The organism is Pirellulales bacterium (assembly GCA_035533075.1).
In the GTDB taxonomy this organism is placed as follows: domain Bacteria; phylum Planctomycetota; class Planctomycetia; order Pirellulales; family JAICIG01; genus DASSFG01.
Genome location: DATLUO010000137.1, coordinates 1 through 12889, shown reverse-complemented (window position 1 = coordinate 12889; position 12889 = coordinate 1). Strand labels below are relative to the sequence as shown.

10 protein-coding genes are annotated in these 12889 nt (G+C 64.8%); 5 read left to right on the top strand and 5 right to left on the bottom strand.

Going from position 1 to position 12889, the window contains the following annotated elements:
* Nucleotides 1-1707: cyanophycin synthetase (gene cphA, locus VNH11_17405; protein ID HVA48147.1), on the bottom strand; the 1707-nt coding region annotated here is incomplete at its 3' end.
* Nucleotides 1708-2145: 438 nt separating this feature from the next.
* On the opposite strand from cphA, the gene VNH11_17400 reads away from it, so the two are divergent.
* From VNH11_17400 to VNH11_17390, 3 genes are all read left to right on the top strand, one after another.
* Complete coding sequence (locus VNH11_17400) at nucleotides 2146-3579, top strand: HAMP domain-containing sensor histidine kinase (protein HVA48146.1); 1434 nt, start codon at nucleotides 2146-2148, stop codon at nucleotides 3577-3579.
* Nucleotides 3576-4952: a sigma-54 dependent transcriptional regulator gene (locus VNH11_17395; protein ID HVA48145.1), complete on the top strand. Its 1377-nt coding sequence runs from the start codon at nucleotides 3576-3578 to the stop codon at nucleotides 4950-4952. Before VNH11_17400 ends, VNH11_17395 begins: the two co-directional genes overlap by 4 nt.
* Before the next feature lie 278 nt (nucleotides 4953-5230).
* Nucleotides 5231-5647 carry a hypothetical protein gene (locus VNH11_17390; GenBank protein HVA48144.1) on the top strand — a complete coding sequence of 139 codons (417 nt, stop codon included), beginning with the start codon at nucleotides 5231-5233 and terminating at the stop codon, nucleotides 5645-5647.
* Nucleotides 5648-5957: 310 nt separating this feature from the next.
* On the opposite strand, the gene VNH11_17385 is transcribed toward VNH11_17390, so the two are convergent.
* From VNH11_17385 to VNH11_17375, 3 genes are all read right to left on the bottom strand, one after another.
* Complete coding sequence (locus VNH11_17385) at nucleotides 5958-6356, bottom strand: response regulator (protein ID HVA48143.1); 399 nt, start codon at nucleotides 6354-6356, stop codon at nucleotides 5958-5960.
* A gap of 52 nt (nucleotides 6357-6408) precedes the next feature.
* Entirely contained in the window at nucleotides 6409-7101 is a 693-nt protein-coding gene (locus VNH11_17380; GenBank protein ID HVA48142.1) for a DUF6655 family protein, read from the bottom strand.
* A 455-nt stretch (nucleotides 7102-7556) separates the two neighbouring features.
* On the bottom strand, nucleotides 7557-8603 hold the full coding sequence (locus tag VNH11_17375) for a thioredoxin-disulfide reductase (protein ID HVA48141.1): 1047 nt from the start codon (nucleotides 8601-8603) through the stop codon (nucleotides 7557-7559).
* A 249-nt stretch (nucleotides 8604-8852) separates the two neighbouring features.
* Here VNH11_17375 and VNH11_17370 point away from each other — a divergent pair, with 249 nt between their 5' ends.
* Nucleotides 8853-10370, top strand: a complete 1518-nt coding sequence (locus VNH11_17370) for an aldehyde dehydrogenase family protein (protein HVA48140.1) — start codon at nucleotides 8853-8855, stop codon at nucleotides 10368-10370.
* An 18-nt stretch (nucleotides 10371-10388) separates the two neighbouring features.
* On the opposite strand, the gene VNH11_17365 is transcribed toward VNH11_17370, so the two are convergent.
* Nucleotides 10389-11768: a gfo/Idh/MocA family oxidoreductase gene (locus tag VNH11_17365; GenBank protein HVA48139.1), complete on the bottom strand. Its 1380-nt coding sequence runs from the start codon at nucleotides 11766-11768 to the stop codon at nucleotides 10389-10391.
* A gap of 704 nt (nucleotides 11769-12472) precedes the next feature.
* Here VNH11_17365 and VNH11_17360 point away from each other — a divergent pair.
* On the top strand, nucleotides 12473-12889 hold a 417-nt coding region (locus VNH11_17360; protein HVA48138.1), incomplete at its 3' end, for a hypothetical protein.

Below are 12889 nucleotides of genomic sequence, written 5' to 3'. Positions count from 1 at the left end.
GGCCACGTCGCAGAGATCGAAACCGAGCCCCTCGCGAAGAATGCCGCCGCGGGCTGTTTCCAGCACCGCGGCGTCGACCGCGGGATTGAGCAGGACGGAGCGCGCGCTTCGCGGCCCGCTGCAATCTCCGGCCTCGATGCGGCGCCCGGCGATGAAAACGCCGTCGCTGCAGGCCATGCCGACCGAGCTGCCGGCCGATGCGAGCACGTGCGCCAGCAGGCGGGTGGTCGTCGTTTTGCCGTTCGTGCCCGTCACGGCGACCAGAGGAATTCGTCCGGTTTCGCCGGGGGCGAACATCCGCTCGACGATCGCCTCGGCCACCGGCCTCGGCCGTCCGTGCGAGGGGCCGAGGTGCATGCGCAGGCCCGGCCCGGCGTTGACCTCGACGACGGCGCCGCCCCGCTCTTCGAGCGGCCTGGCGATGTCGCACGCCACGATGTCTACGCCGGCCACGTCGAGTCCCACCATCCGCGCGGCCTCGATGGCGCGCGCAGCAACTTCCGGATGCACCTCGTCGGTCACGTCGGTGGCGGCGCCCCCGGTGCTCAAGTTGCCGTTACGGCGGACCAGCACCTGCCGGCCGGCGGCTGGGACGCCCTCGGGCGAAAGCCCCTGTTCTGCGAGCACCTCCAGGGCGATGGCGTCCAGCACGAGTCGAGTCAGCGGGGCGGCGTGGCCCTCGCCGCGGCGCGGATCCGCATTGGCGGCGTCGACGAGTTGCGCCACGGTATGCATGCCGTCGCCGACGACCGACGGCGGATCGCGACGGGCCGCCGCCACCAGTCGATCGCCCACGACCAGCAGCCGATAGTCGGCGCCGGGCACAAACCGCTCGACGATAATGGCCGAGCTCTCGCGTCGCGCCGCTTCGTAGGCGGCGATCACCTGACGGCGGTCTGAAAGGTTGGTCACCACGCCGCGACCCTCACTTCCGCTACGGGGTTTGACGACGACCGGCAGTCCGATCTCGCGGGCCGCTTCCCAGGCTTCTTGCGCGCTTTCCACGGGCCGGCCGGCGGGCACCGGCACGCCCACGCTGGCCAGCAGCAAGCGCGTCAGCTCTTTGTCTTGGGCGATCGTCTCGCCAATGGCGCTGGTGGAGTCGGTTTCGGCGGCCAGAATCCGCCGCTGACGCCCGCCCTGGCCGAGCTGCACCAAGTTGCCTTCGCTCAGACGTATCGCGGGGATGCCCCGCTTCCGGGCGGCTTCGACAATCGATCGCGTGCTGGGACCAAGCCGCAGCTCGTGGCCCAGATCGCGCAGGCGAGCGATCTCGGCCGGCAGGTCGATGTCTTGGGCGTTTACCGCCGCCAGGCAGACCACGCGGGCCGATTCCAGACAGGCACGCGCCAGCGACTCGTCGTCATATTCGACGACCACGCGGTAGACGCCCTCTTGCGACGTTTCGCGTGCCCGGCCAAAACCGACCGGCGCCGCGGCCAACGATTGCAACTCCAGAGTCACGTGTTCGAGAATGTGCGCCTGGTACGTTCCCTCTCGCAGCCGCTGGAAGAATCCGCCCCGCTCGCCGATTCCGCAACGATGTTCGATCATCGTCGGCAGCCAACTCATCAATCGCTCGTTGAAGCCGGGAATCTCGTGCGAAGGTGAATCCTTCAGCGGGCCTAAATCAACCCAGGCTTCCAGGACGGGAAAGCGGGCCCAGACATTGGGCCCCCTCAAGGCGCGAACTTTGAGAATTTCCATGGTGAAGTTGCTTCCTTGCAACGAGAGGTGAGACGTATCACTTGGCAAACGAAACTGGTTGGTGCGGTGGGAGCAAACTACATGCCAGGGCGTTGGCAAGTAAGGCGGGGGGCCGAGCTTTCGAGCGCCGGCCAACCGGGTTCGAGGCGTTAGGCAATAGGTGTTGGGCGTTAGGGACGATTGGAACACCGTGCCTAAAGCCTAACGCCCATTGCCTAACGCCTGCATTGCGGTGGGACGGCGCTCGCAAGCTGGCTCCTCCGGTGACGCTGTCGGTGACTGCTTTCAGCGCGGCGACGTGTCGCAGGTCGCGCCGGCAACTGCGACAAATCGTCGCAGCGAACCAGGATTCATGTTACGATTCGGGTGGAGCAGCCTCGCGGCCGACGCTAAAATGGCGATCGTCGCTTTCCCTGACAATTTTACAACCTGCGCTTCATGAACGTCGCTCATATCGACGGGAACGAGAAGTCGGGCGGCCCCAGGCGATTGCTCCGCCGCTCTACGCGTGCCACCTTCGTTTGCATGACGGTCGCGCTGGTTTCGATCGTGGCCCTGGGAGTCTGGGGCGCCGGACGTGATTTGGAGCAGGCCCGCGATTCGTTCCTCAAATCGGCGGTGGCCGAGGTTGTCTCGCATGCGCAGCGCACCGTGCGGCACATCGAGCGGGATTTCGCCCAGGGCGACGTGCGGCCAGACCTTCGACAACTTCGCAGTCTGGATTGGCTCTTGGCCCATTGGCATCAAGCCATCCTCAGCGAAGAAAAATGGTCTTACGCCGCCGTGGAGGACCTGGCCGGCAACGTCGTGGCCCACAGCAATCCCGCCTTGGAAGGGCAACAGCTTTGTCCCGGCTGGCATCAGCGCGCCTTGCTCCAAGCGGGCGCCGATGTTGTGGAGACTCGATTCGCGGGTCTCACCGAAGGCCGGCGCGCCTTTGACGTTCGTCTGCCGGTCACCTTTAACGGCGCCGTCATCGGAACCTACCACGCGGGTCTCAACGCCGACTGGTTCGAGGCCGCCGCCGCGGCGCAACAAGACGAAGAGCAATTCGGTTGGATGGTCGTGATTGCCGGTACGACGCTCGTGGTGTTGGCGGCCGTCGGTTCACTCTATTTCATCATCCGACAAACGGCCGCGCTGCAACATCGCCTGGAACTGTCGGAAGTGCGGCGAGTCAACGAGCTGCGTCAGTTCATCGTGGGCCTGGCCCATGAGGTGCGCAATCCCCTCAACGCCGTGCGTTTGAACCTGCACGCCATCGGCCGCGCCTACCGGGGCGAGGGACGGCTCCCCGCCGACGAGGTTGCCACCATCGTGCGCGAGTCGACGCGGGAAATCACGCGGGTGGCGGCGTTGATCGGCGAAATGCTCGGTTATGCGCGCAGCGATCCGCCGCGGGTCGAAGACGTCGACCTCAAAGCCGAGGTGCGCGGCACGCTTGACCTGGTGCAGCAAGCCATGGAAGACTACCACATCGCCGTCGTGGCGCATCTGGCGCCCGGGCCGCTCAAAGTGCGGATCGACCGCGACCGTTTACGGCAGATCCTGCTCAATCTGCTCAACAACGCCCGCGAAGCGGTCGGCAAGGGCGGCCGCATCGAAATCGACGTCAGTTCCACCACCGACGGTTTGCAGTTGGCGGTCAGCGACAACGGTCCGGGCGTTCCGCCCGAACAGCGGCAGCGCATTTTCGACCCGTTTTTCTCGACCAAGGACGTGGGTATCGGCCTGGGGCTGACCTTGGTGAAAAAGTTCGTCCAGGAAAGCGGCGGGAGCATCGCCTACGACGAGGGCTACGAGGGCGGCGGCCGGTTCGTGGTGCGGCTGCCCGACGCGGCACCCAGTTTCGAGCATGAGGTCGTGTCATGACGGTCGGCCGGAGCGTGTTGGTGGTCGAAGATGAACAGGGCGAGCGCGACGCGCTGGCCCGGCTGCTGCGCATGGAACAGTATCGCGTGTTCACCGCCCGCGACCCCGATGAGGCGCTGGAGTACATCGATGGCGAAGTCGGCCTGGTGATCAGCGACGTGCGCATGGGCAAGGGCAGCGGCATCGACCTGCTCCGCTCGTGGCGCCGCCGCCGCCCACAGACGCCGTTTATCATGGCTACCGCCTATGGCGACGTCGACTCGGCGGTGGCGGCCATGAAACTGGGGGCCGAAGACTACTTGACGAAGCCGGTCGATCCGGAGGCGCTGTTGCAGTTGGTCCGCCGCATGATCGCGCGGTGCGACACGGCGCCGCGGGCCGAAAACAACAAACCGTGCGATGAGCCCGCTGGCCCGCGCATCTTGGGGCAATCAGCGGCCATGGTCGAGGTGTTCGAACGTGTGCGCCGCGCGGCCCCCACCGACGGCCTAGTGCTGATTCTCGGCGAGTCGGGCACCGGCAAGGAACTGATCGCCTCGGCCATTCATGAGCAGAGCCGTCGCAAGGCCGGCGCCTACATCGCCGTGAACATTGCCGCCCTGCCCGAAAGCCTGGTCGAAGCGGAACTCTTCGGCTACGTGCCGGGCGCCTTCACGGGCGCCGAGCGCGATCGGATCGGCCGGTTCGAGGCGGCCGACGGCGGGACGTTGTTCATCGATGAAATCGGCGACTTCCCCCTGTCGGCCCAGGCCAAGCTGCTGAGAGTGCTCGACAACCTCTCGGTCAATCCGGTCGGCAGCAATGAAGACCGCCGCGTCGATGTTCGGCTGGTGGCCGCCACCAGTCGCAATCTGGCCGAGTTGGTGGCCCGCGGCGACTTCCGTGCCGACCTTTTCTATCGCCTCAACGTCTTGACCGTCGAGTTGCCGCCCCTGCGCGACCGGCACGACGACATTCCCTTGCTGATGGACGCTTTTTTGGCCGCGGCCTGCCAGAAGCATCAGCGGCCCTGGCCCACCATGTCGCCCGAACTGATCCAATTCATACTGGCCTATGATTGGCCCGGCAACGTGCGGCAATTGCGCAACGCCATCGAAAACATGGTGGTCATGTCGAACGGCGGCACGCTGTCTCTGGGCGATCTGCCGGCGTATCTCAGCGGCAATTCCTCGCTGCTCGCCAAAACCGCCGATCGCGGCGGCGCCAACAACCTGCGAGACATGGAGCGGACGGCCATCTTATCGGTGCTCGAACGCTGCGGCGGCAACCGCACGCACGCCGCCGAAGCGCTGGGAATTTCCGTTCGCACGCTGCAGCGCAAGCTCAAGGTGTGGGGACTGAACGCAAGCCAGCGCGACCCCGAGGCGGCGTAAAACCGCGACAGTTTGTCGCGGTGCGACATCGTTCCGCGACGAGGTGACGCGCGCACGACGCACGGGAACCGCCTAAAAACCCCGCAGGCTCCCTGACCCATCGTTTGCGCGACACCTCGCGTCTTGGCGCGCGGCGTGCTTGTGAAGGCCCCTACGTTCACCGTCAGGGATGGCTGGTCTCGGCCACGTGAGTCGCCACGATGTGCGCCCGCAAGCGGAATTCGAAGTCCGAAAGCAACCCCGCTGGCTGCCCCTCGGCCGGATGGCGGGAACTGCACTTGGCCCTGCAGGGCGGTGTTCCGCATGGCACCGAGATCGTCATGCTGCTCGATTCCTGCGGCTTCACGTTTCCGACGCCGCCCGCCTTTGATTCTCAGCGCACGGAGCTGCGCTGTTACCGCGTAATCCATCGCGCTTGGCGAGAGGATCTGTTGCCCGATTTTCTCCGGTTGCTGAGGATTTGGCGTACGGCGGGGGGCCCGCTGTGCCAGGCGGCCCGGCGCGCCGAGTTTCAGACGGCGCTGTTCGAATTCATGCTCGAGCGCCGTCGGGTGGGCCTGCCGGCGCTGGTCGCGTGCCTAGGCCGCCAGCCGCCCTGGCGCACCGCGCCCGCGGGCGACGTGGTTTCCGTCGACGAAGCGCGCCGCCGCTTCAATGCGCTGTGGACTGAGTGTCGGGGCCGTCGGGCCGCTTGAGCCGTCTCGCGCGTCCCACGGCCCGCGGCCCGACGCCCCTCCTGCTCCCGCCGACCGGCACGCTCGCCCGTGACGGTCGGCGGGCGAGTGCGTCAGTTTTTGCGCGGGCAGACGACATGGCCGCGACACAACGTCGCGGGTGCGCCCGCGTGGCGCGGCCCTCGCAACGAGATCTCCTCATCAAGTCTTGATTTCAGAGAGTATCCCGGCGGCCCGGCGTGCCTGGCATCGAAACTGCTAATGCATAGTCCGTCGTCGTAGGCAAGAGTCGTAACTTGACCTTGGATGGAGAAAACGGCAAAATCCAGAATTAGGTCCGGCCCACAAGCTCCAGCAGCAGCCGCATCAACTCTTCGCGAAAAGCGGGCTTGTTCAAGTGGTAGTCGATGCCGGCCTCGAGCGAGCGAATCCGGTCGTCCTGGCTGCGGAACGCGGTAATGGCGATCAGCACCGGATGCACCGGCTCGAGCTCGCGGCGCAAACACCGAGCGAACTCCCAGCCGTCCATGTCGGGCAGGCCGATGTCCAAGAGCACGATCTGCGGCAGGAATTCCAGCGCCGTCTCCAGCGCTTGAGCGCCCGTGCATGCCGTGCGCACCTCGCAGCCCAGCAACCGCGCATAACGCGATAAAAAATCCGCCGTATCCGGATGGTCCTCGACGACGAGCACGCGCGCCGCCAAGGGTCCGGTTGGTGTAGTCGTTGTCATGAAGGGCGTTTTATGCGATTTCAAGGAGCCTCAAACCGGAGGCAAGATCGGCTCACCGGCGTTGTGTGGCGGGCCGCGCGTCGGACGGCGCGGCCGGCGCGGCCGCCGCTGCCGAGGCAGGCGACCGCCATGTCGCTTGTTTCCCGCGTGGAGCGTGATCCTCGACGAATTGCGTGCGGTCATACAACGTGCCACGGTTGAACGATCGGAAGCCAAGAATCCGTGTCTCTTTGGCATTTACCGACATCGGAACGACGCCCGACTGCCAGAACGCCTGGCCCGTTTCGCGGCGGTAGGCAAAACAACCGACTTTCGCCACGCCTCGCTGATTCGTGCTCTTCGCCAAAGCAATTTCAGGAACGCTGGCCGGAGCACCCGCGTCGGATCCGACCGGCACGCTCAGCTCGGTCGCCGGAATCCCGATCAGGTCCTCATGCCGGTCGGTTCCGATCGTTCCCGCTCGCACCTCCACGACATAATCGGCCTCGGACAGTTTCTCCTTAACGATGCATTGCTGCGACAACATCCGCTGACGCAGACAACTCGTCAGGTAGTGCCGGCCCACCGATCCGTCGAGTGGGTCCGTGTCCAGATAAACCTCGCGGTGCGACAAAGGCGCAAAATCAATATTCCCCACCGCCTCGTCGATGGCGGTCGAAATCAGCAACTGTTCGGTTCCCGTGCGCGCGGTGTCGCTCCAGTTCGTGGTGCCGCAACCGGTTGCAGTCAGCGAGAACGCCAGCATGGAAATCGGGATAACGATTCCTCGCGCGTCGGTCAAGTAATGCATTTGAGCGTGGCTGCCCGCAACTGCTGCGCCACAAACACGACGCCAAGACCGCGATTGTCTTAACCCGTCCCGCGACAAGGGAATAGATCGGCACGGCGGTAAACCTTCGCCGAACCCGGTACGCAGGTGCCGTACACCAACCCGAAGCGCCAGCGAGGAACGTGAAAAAGGCGACAAAACCTCGCTTGCGCTTCGGGTTAGTGTGAAATGGGAACGGGTTCGGCGAAGCTTTACGCACGGCGCGGGGACTTGCACGATGTGCTATGCGGCACTCCGACATCGCGTCATTAAAACGCGGCTCGCTGCGACATTTTGTCGTAGTGGGGCCTTTTTCGTTCAGAGCTTGCCCACCTTACGATTGCGGCATAAAACCGGGATAACTTCTGGAACGCCGCAAGGCCCAGTTGCGGTCAATGTCCCTGGTGCGCCAGCCAGCGCTCGGCGTCGAGCGCGGCCATGCAGCCGCTGCCGGCCGCGGTCACGGCCTGGCGATAGTAGTCGTCGGCCACGTCGCCGGCTGCGAACACGCCCTCCACGCTGGTGTTGGTGCGGAAGGGCACCGTCCACTTGATGTACTTCTTGGGCGTCAGCTCCAGCTTGCCTTCCAAGAAGCGGGTGTTGGGCGTGTGACCGATGGCCACGAACATGCCCGACGCCGGAAGCTCACGGGTTTTGTCGTCGAGCAGGCTCTTCAGCCGCACGCCGGTGACGCCCTCACGCTGGTTGCCCAGCACTTCGTCGACCACGCTGTTCCACTCCGCCTTGATCTTGGCATCGCTCAGCACGCGTTCGGCCATGATCTTCGAGGCGCGAAGTTGGTCGCGGCGATGCACGAGGTGAATCTGGCTGGCGAACTTGGAAAGGTAGTTGGCTTCTTCACAGGCCGAATCACCGCCGCCGACCACCACCAACGGCTTGTTGCGGAACCGCGGCAAGGCCCCGTCGCACACCGCGCAGGCGCTCACCCCGAAGTTCTTGTATTTCTCTTCCGACGGCATGCCCAGGTAGTTGGCCCGCGCGCCGGTGGCGACGATCACGGCCTCCGCCTCGACGGCCTCGCCCGCGGAGGGCACGAGCTTGAACGGCCGCTTCGAGAAATCGACTTCGACAATATCGTCGGTGATGATCCGCGTGCCGAAGTTCAGCGCCTGCTGCCGCATGAGCTCCATCAATTCGGGACCGCTGACGCCCTGCTTTTGATGCGGCGCCATCATTTGCCGTCGCTGCTTCTCGATGGAGTTGTCGAGATAGGCTTCCAGGTCGCCGTGAGGAAAACCGGGGTAATTCTCGACCTCGGTCGTCAAAGCCAACTGGCCCAGCGGCAATGTGCCGGCAATCCGGTTGTCTTCGGTCACGGCGCCTTCATACACCAGCGGCTTCAACGACGCCCGCGCGGTATAGATCGCGGCCGTCCAACCGGCCGGCCCACTTCCCACAATCACGACTTTTTCAGCCAACTTGGCAACTCCTGTAGGGTGGGACCAGCGAGCTTGCGAGCGCCGGCCCACCATAAACGACGTCGCTCTTGGTGGGCCGGCGCTCGCAAGCTCGCTGGTCCCACCCTACGCGGACATTATAGGCCCGCAGGCCGCCGCGCCTACCGCAGCGGCTTGCCGGAAGCACATGCCAGCACGTATCCTTCCTAGAGTGCGAGATCGCGCACGTCCGCCAAGACCCAAGACCAAAAACCCAAGACCGAACCTCCCATGATCGTCACCGAAGTCTGGACCGGGCAACACTTCATCGCCGGCCGATGGTGCCCGGCCGTCGGCCAGCGGTTCGACAGCTTTAATCCGGCCCGCGCCGACGAAGTCGTCGGGCACTATCCGCGCGGCACGGCCGCCGACGTCGATGCCGCCGTCGTCGCCGCCCGCACCGCCTTCGATTCCTGGCGGCGGCGCAGCCGGGTGAAGCGCGGCGAGCGGTTCCTCAAGCTGGCCGAGCTGATCGAGCGCGACACCGAAGAGTTGGCCCGCGTGCTGGCCACCGAAAGCGGCAAGGTGCTCGACGAAGCACGGGCGGAAGTCGTCGAGGGCCTGCACATGGTGCAGTACGTGTTTGGCACGGCCCGCCAGCCGAGCGGCCAGGTGATCGATTCCGAAATCGAAGCCAAAGACCTCTACGTCCGCCGCAAGCCGCGGGGTGTGGTGGCCGTCATCACTCCCTGGAATTTCCCGTTCGCCGTGCCGCTGTGGATGCTGGCCCCCAGCTTGCTGGAAGGCAACACCGCCGTCTTCAAGCCCAGCGAAGAAACGCCCGAAATCGGCCAGCGGCTGGTGCGGCTGTTCGACGAGGCTGGCTTTCCCACCGGCACGATCAACCTGGTCCACGGACTGGGCGAGGAGGCGGGCGACGCCTTGGCCCGGCACGAGCAAGTCGACGTGGTCTGTTTCACCGGTAGCTACGAAGTGGGTTCGCACATTCGCCGGCTGGCCGCCGAGCACCCCCACAAGAGTTGCGCCTTGGAGATGGGTTCCAAGAGCGCGGTCATCGTCTGCGAAGACGCCGCGCTCGACCTGGCCGTCAACGCCGCCCTGCTCAGCGCCTTCAAGACAACCGGGCAGCGTTGCGTGTCGGCCGGCCGCGTGCTGGTCCACCAGCGGCGCTGCGACGATTTTGCGGCCGCGCTGGTCGAGCGTGCCCGGCAACTGCGGTTCGCCGACCCGTTCACGCCCGGCGCGTTCGCCGGCCCGCTGATCAATCAGCGGTCGGTCGAGAAAGTCGCCTTCTACAACAGCCTGGCCCGGCAGGAAGGGGCGGAGGTGCTGCTCGACGGCGGCCGCCTGATGGACGGCGAGCACCGCGCGGGCCACTTCATGTCGCCCTTCGTCTACCGGCAGGATTACCGGCCCGACGCCCGCACCATCCGCGAGGAGGTCTTTGGTCCGCACCTGGCGATCGTTCCCTTCAGCAGCGATGAGCAGGCGATTCATATCTATAACGACACGCCTTACGGGCTTTCAATGGCGGTGATTACCGAAGACTATCGCCGCTGGCGGCTGTACCGCGACGAGTGCGACTATGGCATGGGTTACGTGAACCTGCCCTGCATCGGCGCCGAGGTTCACTTGCCGTTCGGCGGCGTGAAGCGCAGCGGCAACGGGCAGCCCTCGGCCGCCGCGCTGATCGACGCCGTGACGCACCGCGTGGCCTTCACCGTCAACCACGAGCGCGGCATCACCATGGCCCAAGGGATGAGCGCGATGGTGCCGGAATCGCAATAGGATGTGATTTGCAAGCCCTCACACCATGTATTCCCGCTTGAGCAAGCCGGGCAACGGAATCGGATACTTGCCGTCGGGCTGACGCACGAGCGGCGCGGGCGAGTCCATCGTCAGCTTGTCGACGTCGGGCGCGAACTCGTGCTCGCACTGCATCATCTGCTCGAAGGTGATGACTTGCCCGGTGTGGCAGGCCATGCGGCCCATCGCCGTCACCAGGCTGGCCTCGGCCCCGCGCTTGGCCTCGTTGTAAGGCTTGTCGCTGCGGATGGCTTCGATCAGGTGCTCCCACTCGCGGTGATAGGGGTTCGGCTCCTTGTCGCCATACTTCCACACGATCTGGCTGTCGTCGTCCATGTTCTGACCCTTGTAGATGCGGCAGCGAGCAGGCGAGTGCCCGGAGGTCGAGATTACGCCGGCCGCCTTGGTGCCGTGAACGTAGCTGGCGAACTTATCGTAGCAGCCGGGAATGTTGCGGCCCTCGAGCATCAGTTTGCTGCCGTCGGCGAAGGTGTATTCGACCGAGTAGTTGTCGAAGTTCTGGTCGATATAGTCGCCGCGAAAGTCGCGGCCGCCGCTGCCCATCGCCTCCACCGGCCAGCCGCCCTTCATCCAGCAGCACTCATCGATGTTGTGGATCAGGAAGTCGCTGTAGCAGCCGCCGCTGGCCCACAGGAAGCCGTGGAAATTCTTGATCTGATAGAGCAGCTCGCTCGTTTCGTTACCCTGCTGCGGCGAGACAAACGCAAAACCGACCGGGCCGGTCATGCGGTATGCCCGCAGCAAAAGGATGTCGCCCAACTCGCCACCCTTGATGCGGCTAAGGAGTTCTTCGCGGGCGGCGCAGTGGCGGCACATCAGGCCCACGCCCACTTTCAGGTTTTTGGCCAGTGCGTCTTCGTAGAGTTTCAGCATCTTGCGGGTGCTGGGTCCGTCGACCGTGGTCGGCTTCTCCATGAACACGTTCAGATTCTTGCCGATGGCATAACCGAAATGCACCCAGCGAAAGGCGGGCGGCGTGGCGAACAGGGCCACGTCGCCCGGCTTGAGGCACTCCATCGCCTTTTGATAGGCGTCGAAGCCGATGAACTGGCGGTCTTTGGGCACGTCGACCTGCGTCGAGAAATTCTTTTGCAGGTGGTCGTAGCTCGATTGCAGCCGGTTGGGAAACACGTCGGCCATGGCCACCAGCTTGATGGGGCCGTTCTTGACGCTCAGCGCGTCGGAAGCCGCCCCCGTGCCACGGCCGCCGCAGCCGATGAGCGCCACCTGAATCGTGTTGTCTTCGCCGGCGTGGACGTGCGGCAACCTGACGCCCATCAGGGCCGTGGCCGCGGCCAGCCGGCCGGTTTGCTTGACGAACTCACGACGCGAGGAACTTCCAAAGCCGGGCGTGCTCATAAGCGTATCTCCGTGAAAGGCGGGTAATAGCGGGCGGGCCGCCCCATCGCTGAAGCGGTGATTGTTAGTATCCACAGCCGGCGACCGCTTCGCAAGGGCCGGGGTGCTGCCGGGCGGAGGCTCACGTTCGCGGTCTACAGAACGATACTTACCATCGGAACAAAAACCGAGTACGGTCTTACCGGCAAGTTCGTCGATTCCTGGCGGTTTTGCGCATGCCCGACCGGGTCTCACCCGAGCGCAGGCGACACGTTTGTCGCGTCCCACGAGGTGCGCGGCCAATCCTCTGCACGCAGTCCCCGCGCGCCGGGATGCCGTTCCGCCGAATTGAGCGAGTCGGTCTTTGAGCAACTTTGAGCGCTGGCTGCACTGTTCGGCTGGCGCGTGCGGGCAAACGCGCCGCGCGCGGCGCGTTCATTAACAAAAGCGACACGCGCGCGTCGCTTTTGTTTGGGCGCCGTCGCGGACGCGGGTGCGGCGTCGCCAGCGTGATCGCCGTAAATGCTTTCGCTGATTCGGTTTGCGACGCTAGCTCCGCTGCGTGCTGCGCGGCGATCGCGATCGGACTCCGCGGGAACCGCGCCGGGCGGGTCACGGGACCACCGGGCGGCCACTTCCGTTTTTGCATTTCGACTTCTTCCGGCTGCCGTCATTCTCTCGTAGACTTGCGCCCATCCCAAAAGGCACCTGAGAGCACCTTGGCAATGGCCGATTTCGATAGCGCGTGGAAAGAAGCCCTCGATAACTTGTTTGAGCCGTTCATGGCGTTCTTTTTCCCCGACGCACATCGGGAAATCGACTGGACGGAGCGCTGCGACACGCTTGAGAACGAGTTGCAGACGATCGCGGCCAAATCGGAGCAAGGGCGGCGCGTGGCGGATAAGCTGGTCCAGGTCCGCAGGACCAGCGGCCAAGTGGAATGGGTGCTGGTACACCTTGAGTTTCAGAGCCAGCCGGAAGCGGACTTTGCCAAACGGATGTACGTCTATAACTACCGGCTGTTCGATCGCTATAATCAAAAGGTGGCGAGCTTCGCGATCCTGGGCGACGACCGGCCGGCGTGGCGGCCCGACCGGTTCGGCTATGAGTTGTGGGGCACGGAGGTCGGCATCCGGTTTCCG

Bases quoted from the DNA above. Each gene is read 5' to 3' on its own strand.
- VNH11_17400 (HVA48146.1), top strand. From the start codon at position 2,146: ATGAACGTCGCTCATATCGACGGGAACGAGAAGTCGGGCGGCCCCAGG.
- VNH11_17395 (HVA48145.1), top strand. From the start codon at position 3,576: ATGACGGTCGGCCGGAGCGTGTTGGTGGTCGAAGATGAACAGGGCGAG.
- VNH11_17385 (HVA48143.1), bottom strand. From the start codon at position 6,356: ATGACAACGACTACACCAACCGGACCCTTGGCGGCGCGCGTGCTCGTC.
- VNH11_17380 (HVA48142.1), bottom strand. From the start codon at position 7,101: ATGCTGGCGTTCTCGCTGACTGCAACCGGTTGCGGCACCACGAACTGG.
- VNH11_17370 (HVA48140.1), top strand. From the start codon at position 8,853: ATGATCGTCACCGAAGTCTGGACCGGGCAACACTTCATCGCCGGCCGA.
- VNH11_17365 (HVA48139.1), bottom strand. From the start codon at position 11,768: ATGAGCACGCCCGGCTTTGGAAGTTCCTCGCGTCGTGAGTTCGTCAAG.